The following is a 23,521-nucleotide window of genomic DNA, read 5'->3' on the forward strand; positions in this document are numbered from 1 at the left end:
AGTCTTAGCTGCTGTAATACATCTCAAACTCTACAGGATGAGGTGCGTGTTCAAATCTATGTATCTCTTCAAATTTTAATGCAATGTAAGCATCAATTTGATCATCAGTAAATACACCACCTTCAGTTAAAAATTCTCTATCTTTATCTAAACTTTCCATTGCTTCTCTTAATGATCCACAAACAGTTGGAATGTTTTTAACTTCTTCGGGAGGTAATTCATAAAGATCTTTATCAAAAGATTCGCCTGGATGTATTTTATTTTTAATTCCGTCTAAACCAGCCATAAGCATAGCAGCAAAAGTTAAATATGGATTTCCTGAAGCATCAGGAAATCTTATTTCACATCTTGCACCATTTTTACTTAATGAAATTGGTATACGACATGAAGCAGATCTATTTCTTGCAGAGTAAGCAAGCAGAACAGGGGCTTCAAAACCTGGAATTAATCTTTTATAACTATTTGTTGTAGCATTTGAAAAAGCATTAATTGCTTTTGCATGTTTTAAAATTCCACCAATATAGTGAAGTGCTGTTTCAGATAACCCTGCATAAGCATCACCAGAAAAAACTGGTTTGTCGTCTTTCCAAATTGATTGGTGAATGTGCATACCTGAACCGTTATCTCCTGCAATCGGCTTTGGCATAAAAGTTGCTGTTTTTCCAAATGAATGTGTAACCATTTGAACTACATATTTATATAATTGAACATTATCAGCTTGATCAACAAGAGTTCCAAAGTACATACCAAGTTCATGTTGACTTGGTGCTACTTCATGGTGATGTTTTTCAACTTTAATACCTACTTCTTTTAAACTTTTTAAGTATTCACCTCTCATGTCTTGTTCACTATCAACTGGAGGGACTGGAAAGTAACCACCTTTTACTGGAGGTCTATGACCCATATTTCCATTTGCATACTCTGTTCCAGAATTATAAGGACCTTCTTTACTATCTATTTTAAAACCAGTGTTGTTTGGATCATTATTAATTCTAACATCATCAAAAACAAAAAATTCAGGTTCAGGACCAAAAAAAGCTTTATCACCAATGCCAGATTTCTTTAAATATGCTTCTGCCTTTTTAGCTGTTCCTCTTGGGTCTCTCTCATAAGGAGATCTTTTAACAGCATCTAAAATATCACAAAAAAGGATTAGGGTATTATGAGATGTAAAAGGGTCCATAATCATTCTAGAAGTATCAGGTATTAAAATCATGTCAGACTCGTTAATTGCCTTCCAACCGGCAATAGATGAACCATCAAAGAATACACCTTCATTTAACATTTCTTCATCAACGATAGTGTGATCCATTGTTAAATGTTGAAGTTTTCCTCGAGGGTCAGTAAATCTTAAATCAACAAATTCAACTTCTTTTTCCTTCATAAATTTTAGAACATTGGCAGCAGTCATAGTTTCTCCTTTTTTAAATTTTGTGGTCAATTAATAACAAATGTTTCTTTAATAATATTGCTTGAATAATAAATATCACCTATGCGTTTTTTACATATGAATTACAACATTATTTGTTAAATTATCAATCAATTATTAGTTGAAATATGAGCTTATTAGATAAAGAACCTGTTAAAAGAGCTGAAAAATTTCTTAAAAACTTTGACCAATCCTTAGAGGTAATAGTTTTAGAAAATTCAGCAAGAACAGCTCAGGATGCAGCAACAGCTTTAGCTTGTGATGTAGGTGCAATTGTCAAAAGCTTATTATTTAAAGCAGAAAATACTTTTATATTATGCTTAGTAGCAGGTGATAAGAGATGTTCATTAAATAAATTAAAAAAAATTAAAGATAAAAAAGATATTTCAATGGCATCACCAGAAGAAGTTAAGACACAAACTGGCTATACAATAGGGGGTGTCTCACCTGTTGGTCATTTAGAGGAAATTGAAATTATAATAGACAATTCTTTAGAAAGGTTTAATGAATTGTTTGCAGCAGCAGGACATCCAAACTGTGTATTCAAAACAAACTATAACGATATTCAGAAGATTACGAATGGAAAAGTTGAAGATATAATTGAATGAGACAACCTAGATTAATTGATTATACATTATTAGTAATCTTAGCTTTAATATGGGCATCAGCTTTTTTTAATATCAAAATTGCAACAGAATCTTTTGGACCAATTACAATTGCATTCTTGAGAGTTTTTTTTGGATCAATTCCAGTATTATTATTATGCTTTTATAAAAAAATTAAGATAGAAGCCTTTTCTAAAGATTGGTATTGGTTTGCTATAATAGGATTTGTCAATCTAGTATTACCTTTTTTCTTAATAGCTTACGGTGTAAAATCTGTACAAAGTAATTTGGCAGCAATCTTAATGTCAACAACACCCTTGAGTTCAACAATATTGGGTCACTTTTATACAAAAAATGAAAAGTTCAATTTAGTTAAAACTTTTGGAATACTAATTGGTTTTTCAGGAATTATTTATTTGTTTTCAGATAATCTATTAATAAATGATAGTAATTTTATTTCTGCGTTATTAATATTACTTGGGTCAACTTGTTATGTTATTGGAGGAGTTTTAACTCTTAAAATTAGTAAGAAAAAGAATGAAAATGTAACAGGCTCTATATTAATTTGGGCTGTCCTAATCTTAATACCATTTGTTTATTTTATTGAAAAACCATGGAACTCGGTTCCAAGCGTTGAGTCTACAATATCAGTAGTTTATCTAGGAATGGTTTCAACAGGTGTTGCTTGGTTACTAAGATTTAAAATTCTAAAAGATAATGGTCTTATATTTCAATCACAAGTCTCTTACTTAATTCCAATATTCGGTACTATATTGAGTTATATTTTTTTAAAAGAAATAATAACACCTAAAATTTTATTATCTTTATTAGCAGTTGTTGTTGGAATTTACTTTGTTAAAAAAGCAGATCAAAAAAAAACTACTTAAACTGAACCATTTCTTTAATATGAGATGGTCTTGTTTCGCAACATCCACCTAAAATAGTAGCACCAGCATTTTTAAATTTTTTAACAAAATTTGCCATCAATTCGGGTGTTAAATCTTTTCTTTGACCCAAAAATTCATTTGGGTTACCAGTTTTACTGACATTATAACTATTAGTATAACCATCTTTAGGATTAGTTGTCACAAAAGCATTAAGCTTAAATCCAAACGGAACACCTAAATTTTTTACTTCTTCTAAATTTTCATAAAAGTTTTCAGGTGAAACACAGGATAAAATTAATCCTAGTAAATTATTATGTTTAATATTGTTAATAATATCTGATATTTTTTCACCACTTGGAAGATTTATTCCTTCAGAAATGTGAGCACCTATTAAGTATGGCTTATTAAATTCTTCAATTGCTTCAATTGCTAATTTAAACTCTTTTACACTAGACAAAACATCTAAGTAAAAAAAATCAATATAAGGATCTAATAATTTTGCTTGATCATAAAAATTTTGCTTAATTTCATCATCTGGTCTTGTATCTTCTTCGTATGTTAAATATTGAGGTGGAAGACCGCCTGCAATTAACACGTTAGGATGTTGTTCTTTAGCTTTCTGAGCTATTTCACCAGCTTTTTTGTTTAAGTATTCAAACTTATCTTCAATTTTATTATCACGTAATCTTATTCGTCTAGTAGTAAAGGTTGCTGTAACAATAACTTCAGCACCCGCTTTAATAAAGTCTAAATGTGTGTCTAGTAAGAGTTGATGGTATTCTTCTTTTAAAACAGCATTTGCACTCCACAATGTGCCGTTTGGCTTCATACCACGAGCTAACAATTCTTGTCCCATACCACCATCTAAAATTCGTGTTGTTTTAAAAAAATTAATATCCATTTTTATTCCTTACTTTTTTAGTGCTTTAGCTCTATGCAAGGTGCACAATACAGTTCAACTACCTTTACCAATTATATAATGATTTCCTTTTTAGCAGTTAGCACCTGCAATATGGATCAAATCGGTAAAATATTTATATATCTATTAGACTGATTAGTAAATCACTTCTTGAATAATATTTTAGCATTAAATGAGAAGGATCTTCTCTCACCATCAACGTTAAATGGATAAGCTGTGTGCATTAAATAATTTGGAAAAATCAATAGGTCTCCTAATTTAGGGTTTAAATTATAGATACTTTTACTTAAAAAGTTTTTTTGACCATTAATAAAATCAATAGTTCCATTAGTTTTAATCTTTTTATTCTTAACTAATTTATTTTGATTCATATCTTTTGGGATTTTAAGATATCCAACACCTGACAGTTGTCCTTCATGATAATGAATTGGATTATATTCATTTTTTAATTGCCTAACCACCCATAGATTTATTATCTTAATTTCTTTAATTTTTTTAACGCCTGACTTATCAAGGTAAACTTTAATATTTTTTAGTAATTCTTTAGACAAACTCTTATTAATTAAAGTTTTGGGTATCTTAATTTCATTCCTAATTTGACTTGCAAGTTTAGAGCTATAATCATTTTTTTTAGATAATTGAGACTTATCAATGTGATTATTTAATATAGTAATAATTTTTTTGGATAACTTTGTTTTTCCTATAGTGGGTCCAAATGCTCTAAATGTTTTCATAATCTTTCTATAATAATTTAATACTTCTGTTATGCAAACAACTTCAGTCCCATTCGAATAGCGACAAATATGACAAGTCCTGATGTCACTAGAGCTAATATTCTTGCAGGAAAAATTTTAAGATTTAAATAGTTTCCAAGCTGGCCGCCTATTAAAACAAAAAAAAATAATGGCCAATAATCATAAATTCCATTTATTGTTGATGCCTTTGTAAATTGGCCAGCAAGTCCTGATAAAGAATTAATCAGTATGAATAATGATGCTGCTGTTGCAATGTTTTTTGCTTTATCTACTCTAATTAATAACAATATAGGGCTTAAGAAAATTCCACCACCAATTCCAACTACACCAGACACAAATCCAATAGATGCACCAATTAATATTGATAATATTTTTGGTATCTTTTTATAAACTTCAATTTTTTGATCAAAAGATTGAAATTTCATGAGAAGTAGAACTCCTGCTAGTGCTAAGACTAAAAAAAGTAAAATTTCAAAAATTTCTTTATCTACTGATAAAGATCCTCCTATGAATGCAAGTGGCACAGATGATATCAAATATGGGGTAAGGATCTTAAAATTGATATTTCCAGCTTTAATATAATTTATACAATTTCCTGATACGACAATAATATTACAAAAGAGAGCAATTACAGGAAAGATCAAGTAAGGAATATCCCAAATTAATAGAAGGGCTAGATAGGTAGAGCCACCACCAAAGCCAACACTTGAATATAAAGTTGCTGTTAGAAGAAATAAAAATGATAATATAATCATGAAAATTATTTTAAATTTATGATTGTAAATATAGCACTTTTAACTGTTACGGACACCAGAACTTTTGAGAACGATAAGTCTGGTGCGATCTTAGTAAAAAAAATAGAGGAGGCTAAACATAAATTAATAGATAGAAAAATTTGTAAAGATAACAAAGATGACATTATTAAAATCCTTAAAGATTGGATTAATCAATCTGAAATAGATGTTGTAATTACAACAGGGGGCACTGGGCTTACAGGTCGAGATATTACACCAGAGGCAGTAAACGAGATAGCTGACAAACATATACCAGGTTTTGGAGAGGTGTTTAGAACAATAAGTTTAAAAACAGTTGGTACATCGACCATTCAATCTAGGGCTTGTGCAGTACTAGCTAATGGCAAATATGTATTTGCTTTGCCAGGTTCTTCAGGGGGAGTAACGGATGCCTGGGATGGAATTTTAAAACATCAGTTAGATATAAATCATAAACCTTGTAATTTTGTAGAACTATTTCCAAGACTTAAGGAAAAATAATTATTTTTGATATTTTTCTTTCCACTCAGAATAAGGCATACCATAAACATGCTCACGTGCATCTAAGTCTGAAATTTCAATACCTTTTTTCTCTGCTTCTTCTCGATACCATTTTGATAAACAGTTTCTGCAAAAGCCAGCAAGGTTCATAATATCTATATTTTGAACATCTTTTCGTTTATCTAGATGTTTGAGCAATCTTTCAAATGTAGCAGACTGTAATTCTTGTTTTTTATCTTCTCTCATAATTAAAATATTAGACACATTTCAATTAAGCACAAGATGTAGGCTGCATTCAATCTTAAGTAGAAAAATTAATGTTTAAAATATAGATATTATCATCTTTTTTTGTTTAAATATTTTATGGCTATTAAAAAAAAGATGGCTGGTAAAAAAAAGAAAACAGCCAAAAAGTCAAAACCTAAAGTTAAAAAAAAATCTAAAATTATTAAAAAAGTTAAAAAGAGTGTGACTAAAAAGAAGTTACACAAACCAATCAAAAAAAATAAGCTTAAGAATAATAATAAAAGAGAGAGGATAAAAATGAGCACAGAAACAGTAAAAGGTGGACGATCTCCGTTACTAGATACGTCTCACTTAAATGTCAAATTTCCATTTAAAGAAAAATATGGAAATTTTATAGGAGGAAAATTCGTTGAACCAAAATCAGGTAAATATTTTGACAACGTAAGTCCAATCAATAATGAAGTTATATGTTCCGTTCCAAGGTCAGATGCAAAAGATGTTGAGGCTGCATTAGATGCTGCACACGCTGCCTTTCCTACTTGGGGAGTTACGTCAATAACTGAAAGATCTAACATACTACTTAAAATAGCTGATGTTATTGAAAAAAATCTTGAACTATTAGCTACTGCTGAATGTTTAGATAATGGAAAACCAATTAGAGAGTGTATGGCAGCTGACTTACCATTAGTTGTTGATCATTGGAGATATTTTGCTGGAGTAATCAGAGCAGAAGAAGGTTCGGTTTCAGAGATAAGTAATAGTGAATATTCTTATCATATACCTGAACCACTTGGTGTAGTTGGACAGATTATACCATGGAACTTTCCATTATTAATGGCAACATGGAAACTTGCACCAGCACTTGCTGCAGGTAACTGTGTAGTTTTAAAACCAGCTGAGCAAACACCGGCATCAATCTTACTATTAATGGAACTTATTGGAGACTTATTGCCTCCAGGAGTTGTTAATGTTGTAAGTGGTTTTGGTCTTGAAGCAGGTAAACCATTAGCCTCATCTAAAAGAATTAGAAAGATTGCTTTTACTGGTGAGACTACAACTGGACGTTTGATCATGCAATATGCATCACAAAACTTAATTCCAATAACTTTAGAATTAGGTGGAAAATCTCCAAATGTTTTCTTTGAAGATGTTATGGATCAAGATGATGATTTCTTTGATAAATGTCTTGAAGGTTTTGCAATGTTTACTCTTAATCAGGGTGAAGTTTGTACTTGTCCTAGTAGAGTGTTAATCCAAGAATCTATCTATGATAAGTTCATGGAAAGAGCAGTTGCTAGAACGAAAGCAGTCAAGCAGGACAATCCTCTAAAAATGGAAACTATGATTGGTGCTCAAGTATCATTAGAACAAATGGAAAAAATAAAATCTTACTTAGATTTAGGTAAGAAAGAAGGTGCCAAAGTTCTATGTGGTGGTGAAGTTGCTAACTTAAACAGTGGTTTGGAAAAAGGAAATTATATCCAACCTACTATTTTTGAAGGCAATAACTCTATGAGAGTTTTCCAAGAAGAAATTTTTGGACCAGTTGTATCTGTTACTAAATTTAAAGATGAAGCTCATGCATTAGAAATAGCTAATGATACTCTTTATGGTTTAGGAGCAGGTGTTTGGACTAGAAATGGGAATATTGCTTATAGAATGGGAAGAGGAATCCAGGCTGGTAGAGTTTGGACTAACTGTTACCATGCTTATCCAGCTCATGCTGCTTTTGGAGGATACAAACAATCTGGAATCGGTAGAGAAACACATAAAATGATGCTTAATCATTATAGACAGGTGAAAAACTTACACGTGTCTTACAGTGAGAAAAAATTAGGCTTCTTTTAACAGATATATTATAATGGCCTGTATTAAACTACAGGCCATATAACTATGAAAGTTTCAGCAACCCCTTCAGCTTTAGAACTAATTGAAGATCTAAAGAAAGATCATGGTAAAGAATTACTCTTTCATCAATCTGGTGGATGTTGTGATGGAAGTGCTCCAATGTGTTACCCTGTTAAAGAATTTTTAGTAAGTGATGACGATGTTTTAGTTGGAAAAATTGGTGGTATTCCTTTTTACATAAGTGAAACTCAACATGAAGCATGGAAAAATACAGATTTAATTATTGATTGCATTCAAGGTATGGGTGGAATGTTTTCTTTAGACAATGGAACTGGCAGAAGATTTTTAACAAGATCTGAGATTTGCGTTCCTGAAAAAAAATCAATTAATTAATTAAATTTCATTTTAACTCTTAGTGTAAGTAAAATTACTATAATAATAAGATAGATTAAGGGTTCAACTGTAACTACTTTAACTAACCATAAGTAGTGAATAATTCCTAATAAAGAAATTATATAAACAAGCTTGTGTAGTTTTTTCCATTTATCTCTCAACAACCTTATCATTCGTTTAGATGAAGTAAGAGCAAGTGGCACTAATAAAAGCCAAGCTAAAAATCCAGCAAATATAAATTTTTTTTTTATAATATCATCTCCAATACTAGACCAATCAAAACGATAATCTATGCCAACATATGTCATCATGTGTGCTGATGCATAAAAAAAAACAAACAACCCAAACATTCTCCTATAGCTAATCCAAAAATTTAATTCAGTAAATTTTTGTAAAGGAGTCATTGCAAGAGTTATTATGATAAAACGAAGTGTCCACTCACCAGTTACATGTGTTATTTTTTTCACAGGTTCTGGACCTAATTGATTAAAAATAATTTGATAAACAATGATTAATATTGGCAGTAAACAAAAAAAGAAAATTGGTATTTTTATATATTTCTGCATGTTTTATAAAACAAATTTATGTATCTAAAAGTTTTTCTTTAAATCCATACCTGAATATAAATGTGCAACTTCATCACCATACCCATTAAACATTTCAGTCTCAATCCTAGGAGCTAAAATACCTTCACCTATGACACGTTCTGTTGCTTGTGACCATCTTGGATGAGAAACATTTGGGTTAACATTTGAATAAAATCCATATTCTCTTGGGGACGATCTCATCCAAGATGATGTAGGCATATTTTCAACTAATTTTATTTTAACAATTGCTTTTGCACTTTTAAAACCATACTTCCAAGGAACAAAAATTCTTAATGGAGCTCCATTTTGATTAGGCAATGTTTTTCCATAAAGCCCAGTAACAACTGTTGTTATAGGATGCATAGCTTCATCAATTCTTAATCCTTCTCTATAAGGCCAATTTAGAACAGGGTATCTTTGGCCATTCATTTGTTCAGGGTCATAAACACTTTCAAATTCAACAAATTTTGCAGTATTTTTAATAGATACTTTACTAAGTAACCTACTTAGAGAAAATCCCATCCAAGGAATAACCATTGACCAACCCTCAACACACCTTAGTTTGTAGATTCTTTCTTCCGAAGGAAATAAAGAAATTATTTCTTCAGCTGAAATCGTAACTGGATTTTCTACTTCCCCCTCAATAGTTACACTCCAAGGTTTAGTAATAAATTCTTGTGAATTTCTATAAGGATCACTTTTACTGGTACCAAATTCATAATAATTGTTATACGTCGTAATATCTTCATATGATGTTAGCTTAGTTTTATTTTGTGAATAAGCATTGTTTAAGAATGGTATACTGCTCAAAGATATTGAACCAACACCAAGCCCAATTGATTTAATAAATTTTCTTCTTTTATTGTAAATTAATTCTGGTGTAATTTCTGAATGTTTATATTTTTTCATTTTTTAATAGGATTACCTTTTAACCATTCACTTTCATCATTTTTATAATGTTCTTTTTTCCAAATAGGTGATCTTTTTTTGATTTCTTCAATTATATACCTAGATAATACGTAAGCTTCATCTCTATGTTTGCAGGCAACTGCGATAATTATACTAGTTTCTCCAAGCCCCACATAGCCCTTTATATGCTCTATAAAGACTGCTTTATCTATAATTTTAAGTTTTTCTGTAGTCTCTTTATAAATTTCTTCAAAACTTTTTAGTACTAGTTCGTCATGACTATCATAAGCTATACCAATAACTTCTTTATTTTCATTAATATTTCTTACATTTCCTGTAAAAATAATTGAAGCTCCGTATGTAGATGATTTGATAAATGCTTCTGCTTCAGAAGTTTTTATTTTATTTTTTTCAATATCTATAATTTTTGCATGTAACATCAGCCACCGCCTATTGGAGGTATAATCCCAATTTTTTGATCTTTTGTAATTTTAAAATTATCATTAACAATATTATTATCTTCAGAGCAAAAAGCAGAGCTTTTAACTATTTTTATAAAATCTTCATTACCTTTAAAATTAATATCCAAGTAATCGATGATTTCTCTTCTTAAATCTTTGATTTCAATTTTTTCTTTAAGATCAAATTCTAAGTAATCTTTATTGCTAAAATCTCTACTTGCTCCAAATAACTCAAGTTTAATTTTCATGTTTAAAAAATATCTTTTAAAAACTCTGGTAGTCCATCAGGATTGATCCATAGACCACTTTTTCCACCTTCTTTAATTAATAATTTCACATTATCAATTCTAAGATGTGGGTTTACAATTTTACTAAGATCATAGATTGTAATTAATGCAGCATTAACTCCCATAATAGCTTCCATTTCAACACCAGTTTTTGCAACAGCTGACACAACACAAAAAACCTCTAAAGAGCTATCATCTTCATGCATGATAATTTTTGTTGCAGTATGATCTATTGGAAGTGGGTGACATAATGGAATTAATTCACTAGTTTTTTTAACACCTAAAATTGCTGAAACTTCAGCTAAAGTGATCGGATCACCTTTAGGCATTTCTTTATTTCTAATTAGATTAAAAACTTCTTTTCCTACATAAATTTTACCAGAAGCTAACGCTCTTCTAAATGTTTCTTTTTTTGATGAAACATCAATCATGTTAAAAGAATTTTTTTTAAAAATTTCTTTAGCCCAGTCTTTTAATTTTTCTTCGTTTATCACTTTTAAGTTTGCCATTTATCCTCCAGTACTAGATAAATTTGGAGTAATTCCAGTATCTCCAAGTTCTAAATAATGTGACTCTTTTTTAAGATGCAATTGTTTTATGATAAGATCTACAAGTTCATCTTTTTGAGCATCATCTTGCAATAAATGCCTGATGCTAATTCCGGTATTACCAAACAAACATAATCTTAAATCACCTCTAGAGGTAACTCTTAATCTATTACAAGTTTGGCAAAAATCTTTAGTATAAGGAGCAATTAATCCAAATTTACCCTTAAAATTTGGATGTATAAAATTTAATGAAGGACCCGCATCTTTCCCATAAGTTTGCGGTATCCAGTTATTTTTCTCTAAATAATCTTTGAATAATTTAGAGGAAACATGATTTTTTTTAAAATATTCTAAATTATCACCAGTTTGCATCAATTCTATAAATCTAAAATCAATATTGTTATCTTTTATGAAATTTCCAAATTTTTTAAACTCTTCATGGGTATCATTAATACCTTTGAGTAAAACGGCATTAATTTTTATATTTTTAAAATCTAGTTTTTGTAAAATCTTTATGCCTTCTAAAATTTCATTAAGCCTGTCATGTCCTGTTAGTTTTTTAAAAGTTTCTCTATTTAAACTGTCAATACTAATATTTATTCCATCTAAACCAGCTTCAAATAATTGTTCTGCAATTTTGTCCAAACGATAACCATTAGTTGTCATTGTTACTTTGGGTATATTGGAATTTTGCTTCATATCTTTTAAGATATCAAAAAAGTCTTTTCTAACTGTTGGTTCTCCACCAGTTAATCTAATTTTACAAACACCTAATTCAGACAATGCTTTTGTTAATCTGGATATTTCTTGAGCAGACATAAAACTTCTCGTGTCTCCAGGCGTTTTTTTATAACCTTGTGGCAAACAGTAGGAGCACTTATAATTACAGACGTCTGTGATCGATAGTCTTATGTAGGGAAATTTTCTTCCAAAAGTATCACTTAGTAATTTCATCTTATATTTATTATATTATATTATAATAATAATATATGAGCAAAATTATTACCAAATCGGAACTGGATCTATTTAAAAAAGACGGAGCTGTCTTAATCAAAGGTAAATTTGATAACGCATGGATTGAAAAGTTAAAAAAAGGAATCAAAAAAGGTAAAGAAAGTCCTAGTCCAAGATTTGTAAATCATACAAAAGATCAAAAATTACCAGGATATTATGAGGATTTTTGGACCTGGAATTTACATGAAGAATTCAAAGATTTTATATTTAATTCACCAACTCCAAAAATTGCAGCAGAACTTTTAGAAGCACAAAAGATTAACTTAGTGATGGATAATTGGTTTTTCAGGGAAGCTGGGTCGAAGTCATCACCACCTTTTCATCATGATATATCATATTTCGATTTTGAAGGATCTATGTGTGTATTGTGGTTACCACTTGAACCAATAAAAAAAGAGGATGGTATAGCATGGGTTAAAGGTTCACATTTATGGGATAAATTATTCCTAAGAACGCGGTTTAATGACGGCCATGAAGTTGATGGTGAACCAGGGATTGTTAATGGAAAAAAATATGAATTAACTCCTAACATATTAGAAAATAAAGATAATTATGAATTTCTACAATGGGATCTGGAAGTTGGTGACTGTATTTATTTTGATATTAGAACACTACATGGAGGATTAAATACTGTCACACCCAAAAAAGATATTCATAGATACACACTAAGAATGGCAAAAGAAAATTCTAGAATTATTTATAGAGGAGATTGGGCCAGAGAAGAAAGAGTTATTATGGAAGATAATGGTTATAAAAATGGTGAAGATTTATCTGGAAAAATGTTTCCAACTTTATTTGAAACTAGCTAACTTCAAGCTTTTTACACTGGAAGTTAACATAAATAATTAACCAGCAGGTTTGTAGCCAGCCATAGCTTTAGCGGCAATCTCGGCAGCTTTATTCATATTCATCTCTTCAAGAATAACCATATTCTCTACTGTTCCGCTTGCTTCCACAGCTAATTTTATACCAGCAAAATTTTCATAAGGCATATCTCCTGAAGTGACAGCAACAAAATCATAAGGACCTCTCGTAATATAAAAAGATTCAAATTTCCCTCCTACTGCTTCAGTTAATGCTTTTACCGCAGTTGATCTATCTTGCTTAGGGTCCTTCATAAAACCTTGGAAGGCCTTTGCTGTATAATTACCCATTACAATATATTTTTTCATAACTTTCTCCTTTATTAATTTGTAAGATCTAATCATATTTGTTAAAAATTTAAAAATTTATTTTTTAAAAATCAACTCAAGGTTTAGCAAATTATGTACGAAAAATTTGGACAATTTATCGATGGCAATTGGTCGCCCTCTTCTAACAAGGAAACTTATAAAGTTATCAATCCTGCAACAGAAGAAGTTTTAGGCCACGCTTCAAAAGCAACACCTGTTGATGTGGATAGAGCATTAAAATCTGCAGAAAAGGGATTAGCTATTTGGAGAAAAACTCCACCATGGCAAAGAGCTTATACGCTTAGAAAAATTGCTGACATGGTAAGAGAAAAAAAAGATGTACTTGCTAAATGGATGACTTTAGAAAATGGAAAACCTTTAGCAGAAGGTGTTGGTGAAACGAATGGTGCTGCAGATATTTTTGAATGGAATGCTGAAGAGACAAAAAGAATTTATGGACAAATTGTAGAAAGTAGATTTGAAGACACGAGAGTGCATGTTTATTATCAACCGATTGGAGTAGTGGCTGCTTTGTCACCTTGGAATTTTCCACTTGTATTAGCTGCTAGAAAAATTTCTACAGCATTAGCTGCGGGCTGTTCAGTAATTATCAAGCCAGACACAATTACACCAGGTGTGGTTATGGAATTAGTCGATATTTGTAGGGAATGCGGAATACCCGCTGGTGTAGTTAATCTTTTGTCAGGTGATCCACCTGCAATTGCGTCACAATTAATTTCATCTGATATTATTAAAAAAATCTCAGTTACAGGCTCAACTAGAGTTGGTAAAATAATTTTAAAACAAGCTGCAGATAAATTACAAAGAGTAACAATGGAGTTAAGTGGTCATTCTCCTTTCATTGTATTTGATGATGCTGATTTAAATAAAGCAACGGACATAGCTATTGCTGCTAAATTTAGAAATAATGGTCAAGTTTGTATTTCACCTAATAGATTTTACATTCAGGAAAGTAAAAAAGATGAGTTCGTTGGTTTATTTATTGAAAAAACTAAAAAACTTAAGATTGGTAATGGTATGGATCCAGATACACAACTAGGACCGTTAACAACGCAAAAAAGACTAAATGAAGTTGAAGAGCTAGTTGAAAAAACGAAACAAGAAGGAGCTAAAGTTTTATTGGGAGGTAAGAGGCCTGCAGGATTTAATAAAGGTTTTTATTATGAGCCAACTGTTTTTGATGATGTTAAAGATGACTTTACGATCATGAAACAAGAACCATTTGGGCCATTAGTTCCAATGCTGTCATTTAAATCTTTTGATGAAGTTATTGAAAGAGCAAATGATAATGATTTAGGTCTTTGTAGTTATATTTGTACTAATTCAATGGATAAAGCTTATAGAGCCTCTGAATTAATGGAAGCAGGCATTGCTTGTGTGAATACTGGTGTTGTAGCAGTTGCAGAAGCTCCATTTGGTGGAATAAAACAAACTGGCTATGGTAGAGAAGGTGGCTCTAACGCAATTAAAGATTATCTAAATGTTAAATATACTCATATGGGTATTAAGGGCTAGTAAATAAGGTTGAATTAAATAAATCCTAAATTAAAAGTTTTATTTATGAATAATTATAATTTAAAGGGTAGAAGAGCAATAGTAACAGGTGGCGCACAAGGTTTTGGTTTTGCAATTACAAAAAGATTTTTAGAATCTGGTGCTGAAGTTATAATTTGGGATATTGATCAAAAAGCTGTTGATGAAGCATTAAAAGAGCTTTCATCTGAAAAATGTAGCCATCAAATAGTTGATGTCACTAACTTCGGTGACATAACAAAAAATATTGAACTAAGTACTAAAGAAAAAAATGTAGATATTTTTGTAAATAATGCGGGTATGGCCGGTAAAAATACACAAGTTTGGAATTATCCAAATGATGAATGGTTAAAAGTAATGAACTTAGATTTAAATTCAGTCTTTTATTGCTGTAAAGCAATAGCACCTCACATGATTAAGAATAATTATGGAAGAATAGTAAATATTGCATCTATTGCAGGAAAAGAGGGTAATCCGAATGCTAGTGCATATAGCACCGCAAAAGCGGGTGTTATAGGACTTACAAAATCGTTAGGTAAAGAATTAGCTGATAAAAATATTGCCGTTAATGCTGTAACGCCAGCAGCAGCTAAGACTAGAATTTTCGATCAAATGACTGAGGAACATATAAATTATATGCTCTCTAAAATTCCAAGAAATAGATTTGCTAAAGTTGATGAGTTAGCGTCATTAGTTACTTGGTTAGCTGCAGAAGAGAATTCTTTTTCAACTGCTGCAGTTTTTGATTTAAGTGGTGGAAGAGCAACTTATTAAGTTATGCAAATTGGATTTGACGTTGGTGCCACAAAAATAGAAAGTGTCATTTTAAAAGATAACGGTGAAGAAGTTGACAGAAGTAGAAGAGACTGTCCAAAAGATTACCTTTCAATAGTTCAAACCATAAAAGATGTTGTAGTTGAGCTAGAAAAAAAACATAATAAAACATTACCAGTTGGTGTATGTCATCCAGGCGTTCATTCTCCACAAACAGGACTAGTTAAAAATGCGCCTAACTGTGTTTGGATTGAAAAACAACCTTTTCAAAAAAGTCTTCGTGAAGCTCTAAATAGAGAAGTTTTTTGTGAAAATGATGGAAATTGTTTTGCATTATCTGAAGCAATAGATGGTGCTGGCAAACATTATAAAATTGTATATGGAATTATTCTTGGATCTGGTGCGGGAGGTGGATTGGTTATAGATAAACAGATTGTTTCAGGACCTAATGGTGTTGCTGGGGAATGGGGTCACAATCAGCTACCATTTATGGCTGCCCAAAAAGAGGAGCTTAAGACATTAAATCTAAGAGATGCAGAGGTTGAAAGTTTTGTATCAGGATTAGGGTTGGCTAAAAGATTTAATAAAAAGTATAAAAAAAATTTGAAAGCTAATGAAATATTTGAACTCTATAGAAGACATGAATTAGATGCAGAAAAAATGATAGAGGAATTTAAGACTAATCTTGCAATGTCTTTAGCTACTATAGTTAATATTCTTGACCCAGATGTTTTTATATTTGGTGGTGGTGTTACAAATGAAATAGATTTTTTTGATGAGATAGAAAACTTAACTAAAAAATATGTTATAGGCAAAGAATATGAAGGTGTTTTCTTAAAACCCAAATATGGAGATGCCAGTGGAGTTAGGGGTGCGGCAAGATTAGGTAGAAAATCAAGCTATTAAATTTTATATCTATTAAAAAGTGAAAAAATTTTTTTTATAAAATTTTTTATTCAAATAAAACATAGTTTAATTTAAAAATAATTAAATCAATCTTAGGTTGTAGAAAAAGTTTTTTGTTTAGGTTTTTTTGTTTTTTTAATAAGTTAATTTTTTAAATTAATTAATCGATTAATTATATTAACTAAAAAGAGGAAAATAAAATGAAAATGAAGAAACTGATAGTTGCTTTAATAGCTCTAGCTCTTACTCCAAGTGTTTCATTTGCAGCACCTAAGGCTGAGGTATTGCACTGGTGGACAGGTGGTGGTGAAGCAAAAGCTTTAAAAGTATTACAAGATGAGTTTGCTGCACAAAATGGAGTTTGGTTAGACATGCCTGTTTCTGGTGGTGGTGGAGATGCAGCAATGCAAACACTAAAAGCTAGAATAGTTGCTAACGATGCACCAGCAGCAGCTCAAATTAAAGGTCCTACAATTCAAGAGTACGATGAAGAGGGTGTAGTTGCACCTTACAATATTGATGCTGTTGCAAAAAAAGAGGGTTGGGACAATCTTTTAAGTAAGCAAGTTGCTAGTCATATGAAATGTGATGATGGTAAAGCGTATTGTGCTGCACCTGTAAACATTCACAGAATTGACTGGATCTGGGCTAATAAAAAAGTTCTAGATTCTAATGGTATTAAAATGCCTTCTACTTGGGCAGAGTTTAATGCTGCTGCGGATAAACTACAAGCAAATGGAATTATTCCTTTAGCTCATGGTAGTCAACCTTGGCAAGATGCAACAGTATTTGAAGCTGTAGCTCTTGGTGTCGGTGGTAATGATTTCTACAGAAAAGCTTTTGTAGATTTAGATGCTGCTACGTTAGGTGGATCAACTATGACTAAAGTGTTTGATCAAATGAGAAAACTTAAAGGTTACACTGATGCTGGTTCTCCAGGTAGAGACTGGAACGTTGCTACTGGTATGGTAATGGAAGGCAAAGCTGCTTTTCAAATCATGGGTGATTGGGCAAAAGGTGAATTTGCTGCTAACAACATGGCACCAGGAAAAGATTATATCTGTGCGCCAACTCCATCTAACAATGGATATCTTTACAATGTAGACTCATTTATTTTCTACAAAGTTAAAGGTAAAGATAAAGTTGAAGGTCAAAAACTACTTGCTAGCTTAATGATGGGAAAAAACTTCCAAAAAGTTTTCAACATCTATAAAGGTTCGATACCTGCAAGATTAGATGTTTCTATGGATGAGTTTGATATGTGTGCTAAAAAATCAAACGCAGACTTAAAAACTGCTGGTTCTAAGGGTGGATTACTACCAAGTTTTGCTCACGGTATGGCATTAAGACTTGCACAAAAAGGTGCTATTCAAGATGTAGTTACTGAGCATTTCAATTCAAATATGTCTTCATCTGATGCTGCTAAAAAACTAGCTGCAGCAGTTAAGGCTTCGCTATAATAAAAAAAAGTACGTTAAAATCTGCGCTTTCATAAAAATGATAGCGCAGATCTAATTAAAAATATGTTTTGGTTAAAAAAAAATTTACCTAAATTAGTTCTAGTACCATCACTTGGAATTTTATCTTGGTTTGTGTATGGTTTTATTTTTTGGACGATTTATATTTCTTTTACAAAATCTAAGATGCTACCAAGGTACGAAATTTGGGGGATAGATCAGTATATTAGATTATGGAATATGCCAAGATGGCATGTAGCAGTTGAAAATTTACTAATATTTACAGTGTTATTTATAATCTTATGTATTGCTATTGGAATTCTTCTTTCAATATTACTGGACCAAAAGATTAGAGCAGAAGGTTTTTTAAGAACAATTTATTTATACCCTATGGCTTTATCGTTCATAGTGACAGGAACAGCTTGGAAATGGGTTCTAAATCCAACACTAGGCATTGAAAAGTTTGTTAATGATATGGGTTTTGAAACCTTTAAATTTGATTGGTTAGTAACACCAGAAATGTCAATCTACACGATAGTAATAGCCGGTGTATGGCAATCTTCCGGATTTATTATGGCAATTTTTTTAGCAGGCCTGAGATCGGTTGATGATGAAATTATTAAAGCTGCAAAAATAGATGGTGCAGGAATTTTTTCAATTTATAGTAAAATTATTCTTCCAATGATGAGACCAGTTTTTATGAGTGCAATAGTAATTTTGGTTCATTTATCAATCAAGAGTTATGATTTAATTATAGCACTAACCTCAGGTGGGCCAGGAATTTCATCAGATATGCCCGCAGTGTTTATGACTGCTATGGCTTTTCATAGAAGTGAAGTGGGACTAGCATCTGCAAGTGCGATAATGATGTTTTTAACAGTATCTGCAATTGTTGTGCCGTATTTGTATTCAGAATTAAAGAGGGAAAATGCAAGATAAAGAAAAATTAAATCTTAATAGATTAGAAGCAAATTCTAAAAGAAAAAATATTATCTATAGATGGATTTTATATTTTATATTAGGAATTTTTGTATTTTATTATTTAACTCCACTATATGTAATGATTGTAACATCATTTAAAACTATGCCAGAAATTAGACAGGGTAATTTATTTTCTTTACCAGAATCTATTAAGTTTGATGCTTGGAAACAGGCCTGGGATGGAGCTGGATTTACAGGAGGTGATGTTGTCCTTAAACCTTATTTTTGGAATTCTATTAAGTTAGTAGTCCCAGCAGTTATAATATCAACTTTACTTGGAGCTATTAACGGTTACGCTTTAACAAAATGGAGATTTAAAGGAGATTCATATATATTTCTATTATTTTTATTTGGAACTTTTATACCCTATCAAGCAATATTATTACCAATGGCTAGAACTCTAGGTGTCCTAGGAATGTCAAATTCAATAAGTGGGCTAATATTAGTTCATGTAGTATATGGAGTTTGTTTTACAACATTATTCTGCAGAAATTATTATGTATCTATTTCAGATGAAATGGTAAGAGCTGCAAGAATTGATGGAGCAGGATTCTTTAAAATATTTTTTAAAATTATCCTACCAATTTCTATTCCTATACTAGTTGTAACTGTCATTTGGCAATTCACACAAGTATGGAATGATTTTTTATTTGGAGCTACTTTTTCATTTGGGGAAGCAGCACCAATTCAAGTAGCCCTTAATAATTTGGTATTAACAAGTACAGCTGTCAAAAGATATAACGTAGATATGGCAGCAGCAATTATTACAGGTGTTCCAACATTAATAGTTTATATTCTTGCTGGAAATTATTTTATTAAAGGACTAACAGCAGGATCAGTGAAAGGATAATATGGCAACTTTAAAAATTAATGACATCAATAAAAACTTTGGAAAAACTGAAGTTTTAAAAGGAATTAATCTAGATATTAAACACAGTGAATTTCTTGTACTTTTAGGACCATCTGGGTGTGGAAAATCTACATTGTTAAATACAATTGCAGGTCTAGAAACATCCAATAGCGGGGATATTTTGATAGACGATCATAATGTAAATAATATGGAGCCAAGTGATAGAGATATTGCTTTAGTGTTCCAGTCTTATGCTCTTTATCCAGCAATGACTGTTAGAAAAAACGTTACCTTTGGACTGGAACAAAGAAAAACTCCAAAAGAAAAAATAGAAAAAGCATTAAATGATGTTTCTAATTTATTACAAATAACACAACTGTTAGACAGAAAACCATCTCAATTATCTGGTGGTCAACGTCAACGGGTTGCAATGGGTAGAGCGTTAGTAAGAGACCCCAAAATTTTTCTATTTGATGAACCGTTATCAAATCTTGATGCAAAATTAAGAGTTGAAATGAGAAGAGAAATAAAAAAACTACATCAAAAACTTGGAACTACAATAGTTTATGTTACACATGATCAAACGGAAGCTATGAGCTTAGGTACAAATATTGCAATTATGGATCATGGATTAATTCAACAATGTGATACACCTAAAAATATTTACAATAAACCTGAAAGTGTCTTTGTTGCAGATTTTATTGGATCTCCATCAATGAATTTGATTGAAGGTAAATTAAAGAAACATGATAATAATATTATTTTTATGCCCAATGGTTCAAATGATAGTATTAAAATACCAGTTGGGAACTACTCTTTTAAAAATAAATTTGAAAACACTGAACTAACTACTTATTTAGGAATTAGACCAGAACACATTTACTTTGATAAAATTAATCCTGATTGTTTTGAAATTGATTTAAAGTCGGAGCTTTTAGAATACACAGGTCATGAGCAAATAGTAACGTTTGATTATCTTGGACAACAAGTTCTTGGTAAGTTTGCATCTACATTTGATATAGAAATAAATAAAGAATTAAAATTAAATATTGATACATCTCAAATTTCTTTATTTGATAAAGATTCAAAAAAGAGGATTTAAATGACAGCTATTTATGAAGATTTAAAAAATAAAAGAGTTTTTGTAACTGGAGGCGGTTCTGGTATTGGTGCCTCTATCGTAGAGCATTTCTGTGAACAAGGTTCAGAAGTATATTTTATAGATATAAATGAGAAAGCATCAAATAAATTAGTTTTAGAATGTAAAAATAAAAATTTTTCTGTTCCTACTTTTATAAAGTGTGACCTATTAAATATAAAAGATTTACAAAATACTATATCAAAAATTATTGATAATAATGGAGCAATCGATGTTTTGGTAAATAATGCAGCAAATGATGAGAGACATTCTATCGATGAAGTAACTGAGGAATTTTGGAACGAAAGAATGAATATTAATTTAAGACATTATTTTTTTACAGTTCAGTCAGTTAAAAAAGCAATGATAGCAAATAAAAGTGGCTCCATTATAAATATTGGGTCTGTTTCATGGATGATTGGACAAGGTGGAATGGCTGCTTATACTGCTGCTAAATCTGGCGTTGTGGGTTTAACGAGATCTTTTGCAAGAGACCTTGGTGAGTTTGATATAAGAGTAAATTCAGTAGTTCCTGGTTGGGTGATGACAGAGAGACAAGTTGAGAAATGGTTAACACCTGAGTCTGAGGCAGATATGTTAAAAAAACAGTGTTTAAAACATAAGTTAATGCCCTCAGATATAGCTAAAACAGTTCTATTTTTTGGTTCTGATGCTTCATCTGGATGTACTAATCAAGATTATGTAGTCGATAAAGGTTGGTTATAATAAAATTCACAAAAATGAAAAAAAAAGAATTAAGAAGCAAACAGTGGTTTGATAATCCAAATGATCCAGCTCTTACTGCTCTATATTTAGAAAGATATCTAAATTATGGAATGACAAGACAAGAATTGCAATCTGGAAAGCCTATAATCGGAATTGCTCAATCTGGTAGTGATCTATCACCATGTAATAGACATTTTCAAGAATTAAGTAGTAGAATTAAGGATGGGATTAGACAGGCGGGAGGAATACCCATTGAATTCCCAACTCATCCTATTCAAGAAACAGGTAAAAGGCCTACAGCTGGTTTGGATAGAAACTTATCTTACTTGTCTTTAGTAGAAGTTTTATTTGGCTATCCTATAGATGGAGTAATTTTAACAACTGGTTGTGATAAAACTACGCCAGCAGCATTAATGGCTGCGGCAACTGTAAATATACCAGCAATAGTTTTATCAGGTGGTCCGATGCTTGATGGAAGTTATAAAGGAAAAAAAGTAGGTTCTGGAACTGTAGTTTGGGAAGCGAGAAAACTGCACGCAAAAGGAGAAATTACATATGATGAATTTATGGACATGGTTGCTGCATCAGCACCAAGCATAGGTCATTGTAATACAATGGGAACAGCTTCATCTATGAACTCTATTGCAGAAGCATTAGGAATGTCTTTAACAGGCTGTGCGGTTATACCTGCTCCATACAGGGAAAGATCACAAATTTCATTTGAAACAGGAAAAAGAATTGTTGATATGGTTCATGAAGATTTAACACCTTCAAAAATCATGACTAAAGAAGCATTCGAAAATGCAATATTAGTTGCAAGTGCAATAGGAGCTTCAAGTAATTGTCCACCACATCTCACAGCAATAGCAAGACATATGGGTTTAGAATTAGATATAGAAAATTGGCAAACAATAGGTCACGATATCCCATTACTTGTAAATTGTCAGCCAGCTGGCGAACATTTGATGGAAAGATTTTATAGAGCAGGAGGGGTTCCTGCAATTATGCAAGAATTATTAAAAAATAATAAATTACACAAAAACGTACTTACAGTATCAGGGAAAACTGTAGAAGAAAATTTAAAGATTAAAATAGATGTAGATAGTGATGTTATTAAATCATTTGAAAATCCACTAGTAGAAAATGCAGGTTATATCGTTATGAGAAGTAATTTTTTTAGTTCTGCTGTTATGAAAACATCAGTTATTAGTGATGAGTTTAGAAAAAGATATTTATCAGATCCAAAAAATAAAAATGTATTTGAAGCTAATGCCGTAGTATTTGAAGGACCAGAGGATTACCATTCAAGAATAAACGACGAAAAGTTAAATATAGATGAAAAATCAATTTTGATGATTAGAGGCTGTGGACCCGTAGGTTATCCAGGTTCCGCTGAAGTTGTAAATATGCAGCCACCAGATAGATTATTGAAAAAAGGGATTAACACTCTTCCAACATTAGGAGATGGCAGACAAAGTGGCACTTCAGAAAGTCCATCTATTTTGAATGTTTCACCAGAATCGGCTATTGGTGGGGATTTATTGATAGTTCAAACAGGAGATAAAATTAAGATTGATCTTAACAATAGAAGAATTGACTTATTAGTATCAGAGACTGAGATCTCAGATAGAAAAAAAAATACCAAGATCCCAGTATTAACAAACCAAACACCATGGCAGGAAATTTCCAGAAAAATGGTAGGTCAATTAGAAACGGGTGCTTGCCTAGAAACTGAATCTTTATATTTAGATATAACAAACACAAAAGGGATGCCCAGGCATTCACATTAAAAAGGAAAAAC

General features: G+C 31.3%; 27 protein-coding genes and 1 riboswitch. Of the genes, 15 read left to right on the top strand and 12 right to left on the bottom strand.

What is annotated here, in order from left to right:
• Positions 1–4 precede the first annotated feature (4 nt).
• Positions 5–1,411 (bottom strand): type I glutamate--ammonia ligase, encoded by a 1,407-nt coding sequence (gene glnA, locus AC5SLY_RS01735; RefSeq protein ID WP_011281912.1) that lies wholly within the window; start codon positions 1,409–1,411, stop codon positions 5–7.
• A gap of 146 nt (positions 1,412–1,557) precedes the next feature.
• Here glnA and AC5SLY_RS01740 point away from each other — a divergent pair, with 146 nt between their 5' ends.
• Complete coding sequence (locus AC5SLY_RS01740; RefSeq protein ID WP_494598991.1) at positions 1,558–2,037, top strand: YbaK/EbsC family protein; 480 nt, start codon at positions 1,558–1,560, stop codon at positions 2,035–2,037.
• The gene (locus tag AC5SLY_RS01745) at positions 2,034–2,921 is read left to right on the top strand and encodes a DMT family transporter (RefSeq protein ID WP_018413979.1); all 888 of its coding nucleotides are present in this window, start codon (positions 2,034–2,036) and stop codon (positions 2,919–2,921) included. The genes AC5SLY_RS01740 and AC5SLY_RS01745 overlap by 4 nt, the downstream gene beginning before the upstream one ends.
• Here the strand turns inward: AC5SLY_RS01745 and AC5SLY_RS01750 are convergent.
• The 3 genes from AC5SLY_RS01750 to AC5SLY_RS01760 form a co-directional block, all read right to left on the bottom strand.
• Complete coding sequence (locus AC5SLY_RS01750) at positions 2,914–3,822, bottom strand: homocysteine S-methyltransferase family protein (RefSeq protein WP_011281915.1); 909 nt, start codon at positions 3,820–3,822, stop codon at positions 2,914–2,916. The two genes, AC5SLY_RS01745 and AC5SLY_RS01750, sit on opposite strands and share 8 nt — an antisense overlap.
• A 9-nt stretch (positions 3,823–3,831) precedes the next feature.
• A riboswitch (SAM riboswitch) is annotated at positions 3,832–3,895 on the bottom strand.
• An 88-nt stretch (positions 3,896–3,983) separates the two neighbouring features.
• Positions 3,984–4,574, bottom strand: a complete 591-nt coding sequence (locus tag AC5SLY_RS01755; protein ID WP_011281916.1) for a 2OG-Fe(II) oxygenase family protein — start codon at positions 4,572–4,574, stop codon at positions 3,984–3,986.
• 29 nt (positions 4,575–4,603) lie between these two features.
• Positions 4,604–5,350, bottom strand: a complete 747-nt coding sequence (locus AC5SLY_RS01760) for a sulfite exporter TauE/SafE family protein (RefSeq protein ID WP_011281917.1) — start codon at positions 5,348–5,350, stop codon at positions 4,604–4,606.
• 18 nt (positions 5,351–5,368) lie between these two features.
• Here AC5SLY_RS01760 and AC5SLY_RS01765 point away from each other — a divergent pair, with 18 nt between their 5' ends.
• Positions 5,369–5,869 (top strand): molybdenum cofactor synthesis domain-containing protein, encoded by a 501-nt coding sequence (locus tag AC5SLY_RS01765; RefSeq protein WP_011281918.1) that lies wholly within the window; start codon positions 5,369–5,371, stop codon positions 5,867–5,869.
• Here the strand turns inward: AC5SLY_RS01765 and AC5SLY_RS01770 are convergent, their stop codons facing one another.
• Entirely contained in the window at positions 5,870–6,115 is a 246-nt protein-coding gene (locus tag AC5SLY_RS01770; RefSeq protein ID WP_011281919.1) for a DUF1244 domain-containing protein, read from the bottom strand.
• A 297-nt stretch (positions 6,116–6,412) separates the two neighbouring features.
• On the opposite strand from AC5SLY_RS01770, the gene adh reads away from it, so the two are divergent.
• Entirely contained in the window at positions 6,413–7,963 is a 1,551-nt protein-coding gene (gene adh, locus AC5SLY_RS01775) for an aldehyde dehydrogenase (RefSeq protein WP_050748707.1), read from the top strand.
• A gap of 45 nt (positions 7,964–8,008) precedes the next feature.
• A complete protein-coding gene (locus AC5SLY_RS01780) occupies positions 8,009–8,356 on the top strand; it encodes a DUF779 domain-containing protein (RefSeq protein ID WP_006997157.1) in 348 nt (115 codons plus the stop codon).
• On the opposite strand, the gene msrQ is transcribed toward AC5SLY_RS01780, so the two are convergent.
• The 6 genes from msrQ to moaA are packed head-to-tail and all read right to left on the bottom strand — an operon-like array spanning position 8,353 to position 12,102.
• Positions 8,353–8,922: a protein-methionine-sulfoxide reductase heme-binding subunit MsrQ gene (gene msrQ, locus AC5SLY_RS01785; protein ID WP_011281921.1), complete on the bottom strand. Its 570-nt coding sequence runs from the start codon at positions 8,920–8,922 to the stop codon at positions 8,353–8,355. The genes AC5SLY_RS01780 and msrQ overlap by 4 nt on opposite strands.
• A 24-nt stretch (positions 8,923–8,946) precedes the next feature.
• Complete coding sequence (msrP, locus tag AC5SLY_RS01790; protein WP_011281922.1) at positions 8,947–9,852, bottom strand: protein-methionine-sulfoxide reductase catalytic subunit MsrP; 906 nt, start codon at positions 9,850–9,852, stop codon at positions 8,947–8,949.
• Positions 9,849–10,292, bottom strand: a complete 444-nt coding sequence (locus AC5SLY_RS01795) for a molybdopterin synthase catalytic subunit (RefSeq protein ID WP_011281923.1) — start codon at positions 10,290–10,292, stop codon at positions 9,849–9,851. The genes msrP and AC5SLY_RS01795 overlap by 4 nt, the downstream gene beginning before the upstream one ends.
• Complete coding sequence (locus AC5SLY_RS01800; RefSeq protein WP_011281924.1) at positions 10,292–10,561, bottom strand: hypothetical protein; 270 nt, start codon at positions 10,559–10,561, stop codon at positions 10,292–10,294. The genes AC5SLY_RS01795 and AC5SLY_RS01800 overlap by 1 nt, the downstream gene beginning before the upstream one ends.
• Positions 10,562–10,563: 2 nt before the next feature.
• A complete protein-coding gene (gene moaC / locus AC5SLY_RS01805) occupies positions 10,564–11,109 on the bottom strand; it encodes a cyclic pyranopterin monophosphate synthase MoaC (RefSeq protein WP_011281925.1) in 546 nt (181 codons plus the stop codon).
• Entirely contained in the window at positions 11,110–12,102 is a 993-nt protein-coding gene (gene moaA, locus AC5SLY_RS01810; protein ID WP_011281926.1) for a GTP 3',8-cyclase MoaA, read from the bottom strand.
• Between the two features lie 35 nt (positions 12,103–12,137).
• Between moaA and AC5SLY_RS01815 the strand changes: the two genes are divergently transcribed.
• On the top strand, positions 12,138–12,971 hold the full coding sequence (locus AC5SLY_RS01815; protein WP_494598993.1) for a phytanoyl-CoA dioxygenase family protein: 834 nt from the start codon (positions 12,138–12,140) through the stop codon (positions 12,969–12,971).
• Between the two features lie 36 nt (positions 12,972–13,007).
• Here the strand turns inward: AC5SLY_RS01815 and AC5SLY_RS01820 are convergent, their stop codons facing one another.
• The gene (locus AC5SLY_RS01820) at positions 13,008–13,370 is read right to left on the bottom strand and encodes a GYD domain-containing protein (RefSeq protein ID WP_236608312.1); all 363 of its coding nucleotides are present in this window, start codon (positions 13,368–13,370) and stop codon (positions 13,008–13,010) included.
• Between the two features lie 57 nt (positions 13,371–13,427).
• Between AC5SLY_RS01820 and AC5SLY_RS01825 the strand changes: the two genes are divergently transcribed.
• The 9 genes from AC5SLY_RS01825 (at position 13,428) to AC5SLY_RS01865 (ending at position 23,510) form a co-directional block, all read left to right on the top strand.
• Complete coding sequence (locus AC5SLY_RS01825; protein WP_011281929.1) at positions 13,428–14,870, top strand: NAD-dependent succinate-semialdehyde dehydrogenase; 1,443 nt, start codon at positions 13,428–13,430, stop codon at positions 14,868–14,870.
• A gap of 45 nt (positions 14,871–14,915) precedes the next feature.
• Entirely contained in the window at positions 14,916–15,662 is a 747-nt protein-coding gene (locus AC5SLY_RS01830) for an SDR family NAD(P)-dependent oxidoreductase (RefSeq protein WP_011281930.1), read from the top strand.
• A 3-nt stretch (positions 15,663–15,665) separates the two neighbouring features.
• Positions 15,666–16,568, top strand: a complete 903-nt coding sequence (locus AC5SLY_RS01835) for an ROK family protein (protein ID WP_011281931.1) — start codon at positions 15,666–15,668, stop codon at positions 16,566–16,568.
• Positions 16,569–16,768: 200 nt separating this feature from the next.
• Complete coding sequence (locus tag AC5SLY_RS01840) at positions 16,769–18,028, top strand: ABC transporter substrate-binding protein (protein WP_006997146.1); 1,260 nt, start codon at positions 16,769–16,771, stop codon at positions 18,026–18,028.
• Positions 18,029–18,091: 63 nt separating this feature from the next.
• Positions 18,092–18,964, top strand: a complete 873-nt coding sequence (locus AC5SLY_RS01845; protein ID WP_006997145.1) for a carbohydrate ABC transporter permease — start codon at positions 18,092–18,094, stop codon at positions 18,962–18,964.
• Positions 18,954–19,856, top strand: a complete 903-nt coding sequence (locus AC5SLY_RS01850) for a carbohydrate ABC transporter permease (protein WP_006997144.1) — start codon at positions 18,954–18,956, stop codon at positions 19,854–19,856. Before AC5SLY_RS01845 ends, AC5SLY_RS01850 begins: the two co-directional genes overlap by 11 nt.
• Before the next feature lies 1 nt (position 19,857).
• A complete protein-coding gene (locus AC5SLY_RS01855) occupies positions 19,858–20,958 on the top strand; it encodes an ABC transporter ATP-binding protein (RefSeq protein ID WP_494598994.1) in 1,101 nt (366 codons plus the stop codon).
• The gene (locus AC5SLY_RS01860; protein ID WP_006997142.1) at positions 20,959–21,720 is read left to right on the top strand and encodes an SDR family NAD(P)-dependent oxidoreductase; all 762 of its coding nucleotides are present in this window, start codon (positions 20,959–20,961) and stop codon (positions 21,718–21,720) included. It begins immediately after the preceding gene.
• A 14-nt stretch (positions 21,721–21,734) separates the two neighbouring features.
• Positions 21,735–23,510 carry an IlvD/Edd family dehydratase gene (locus AC5SLY_RS01865; protein WP_027306636.1) on the top strand — a complete coding sequence of 592 codons (1,776 nt, stop codon included), beginning with the start codon at positions 21,735–21,737 and terminating at the stop codon, positions 23,508–23,510.
• Positions 23,511–23,521: the final 11 nt, after the last annotated feature.

The sequence above is a fragment of the Candidatus Pelagibacter sp. PS_23 genome (genome assembly GCF_059417905.1).

Bases quoted from the DNA above. Each gene is read 5' to 3' on its own strand.
- glnA (WP_011281912.1), bottom strand. From the start codon at position 1,411: ATGACTGCTGCCAATGTTCTAAAATTTATGAAGGAAAAAGAAGTTGAA.
- AC5SLY_RS01740 (WP_494598991.1), top strand. From the start codon at position 1,558: ATGAGCTTATTAGATAAAGAACCTGTTAAAAGAGCTGAAAAATTTCTT.
- AC5SLY_RS01745 (WP_018413979.1), top strand. From the start codon at position 2,034: ATGAGACAACCTAGATTAATTGATTATACATTATTAGTAATCTTAGCT.
- AC5SLY_RS01750 (WP_011281915.1), bottom strand. From the start codon at position 3,822: ATGGATATTAATTTTTTTAAAACAACACGAATTTTAGATGGTGGTATG.
- AC5SLY_RS01755 (WP_011281916.1), bottom strand. From the start codon at position 4,574: ATGAAAACATTTAGAGCATTTGGACCCACTATAGGAAAAACAAAGTTA.
- AC5SLY_RS01760 (WP_011281917.1), bottom strand. From the start codon at position 5,350: ATGATTATATTATCATTTTTATTTCTTCTAACAGCAACTTTATATTCA.
- AC5SLY_RS01765 (WP_011281918.1), top strand. From the start codon at position 5,369: ATGATTGTAAATATAGCACTTTTAACTGTTACGGACACCAGAACTTTT.
- AC5SLY_RS01770 (WP_011281919.1), bottom strand. From the start codon at position 6,115: ATGAGAGAAGATAAAAAACAAGAATTACAGTCTGCTACATTTGAAAGA.
- adh (WP_050748707.1), top strand. From the start codon at position 6,413: ATGAGCACAGAAACAGTAAAAGGTGGACGATCTCCGTTACTAGATACG.
- AC5SLY_RS01780 (WP_006997157.1), top strand. From the start codon at position 8,009: ATGAAAGTTTCAGCAACCCCTTCAGCTTTAGAACTAATTGAAGATCTA.
- msrQ (WP_011281921.1), bottom strand. From the start codon at position 8,922: ATGCAGAAATATATAAAAATACCAATTTTCTTTTTTTGTTTACTGCCA.
- msrP (WP_011281922.1), bottom strand. From the start codon at position 9,852: ATGAAAAAATATAAACATTCAGAAATTACACCAGAATTAATTTACAAT.
- AC5SLY_RS01795 (WP_011281923.1), bottom strand. From the start codon at position 10,292: ATGTTACATGCAAAAATTATAGATATTGAAAAAAATAAAATAAAAACT.
- AC5SLY_RS01800 (WP_011281924.1), bottom strand. From the start codon at position 10,561: ATGAAAATTAAACTTGAGTTATTTGGAGCAAGTAGAGATTTTAGCAAT.
- moaC (WP_011281925.1), bottom strand. From the start codon at position 11,109: ATGGCAAACTTAAAAGTGATAAACGAAGAAAAATTAAAAGACTGGGCT.
- moaA (WP_011281926.1), bottom strand. From the start codon at position 12,102: ATGAAATTACTAAGTGATACTTTTGGAAGAAAATTTCCCTACATAAGA.
- AC5SLY_RS01815 (WP_494598993.1), top strand. From the start codon at position 12,138: ATGAGCAAAATTATTACCAAATCGGAACTGGATCTATTTAAAAAAGAC.
- AC5SLY_RS01820 (WP_236608312.1), bottom strand. From the start codon at position 13,370: ATGATTAGATCTTACAAATTAATAAAGGAGAAAGTTATGAAAAAATAT.
- AC5SLY_RS01825 (WP_011281929.1), top strand. From the start codon at position 13,428: ATGTACGAAAAATTTGGACAATTTATCGATGGCAATTGGTCGCCCTCT.
- AC5SLY_RS01830 (WP_011281930.1), top strand. From the start codon at position 14,916: ATGAATAATTATAATTTAAAGGGTAGAAGAGCAATAGTAACAGGTGGC.
- AC5SLY_RS01835 (WP_011281931.1), top strand. From the start codon at position 15,666: ATGCAAATTGGATTTGACGTTGGTGCCACAAAAATAGAAAGTGTCATT.
- AC5SLY_RS01840 (WP_006997146.1), top strand. From the start codon at position 16,769: ATGAAAATGAAGAAACTGATAGTTGCTTTAATAGCTCTAGCTCTTACT.
- AC5SLY_RS01845 (WP_006997145.1), top strand. From the start codon at position 18,092: ATGTTTTGGTTAAAAAAAAATTTACCTAAATTAGTTCTAGTACCATCA.
- AC5SLY_RS01850 (WP_006997144.1), top strand. From the start codon at position 18,954: ATGCAAGATAAAGAAAAATTAAATCTTAATAGATTAGAAGCAAATTCT.
- AC5SLY_RS01855 (WP_494598994.1), top strand. From the start codon at position 19,858: ATGGCAACTTTAAAAATTAATGACATCAATAAAAACTTTGGAAAAACT.
- AC5SLY_RS01860 (WP_006997142.1), top strand. From the start codon at position 20,959: ATGACAGCTATTTATGAAGATTTAAAAAATAAAAGAGTTTTTGTAACT.
- AC5SLY_RS01865 (WP_027306636.1), top strand. From the start codon at position 21,735: ATGAAAAAAAAAGAATTAAGAAGCAAACAGTGGTTTGATAATCCAAAT.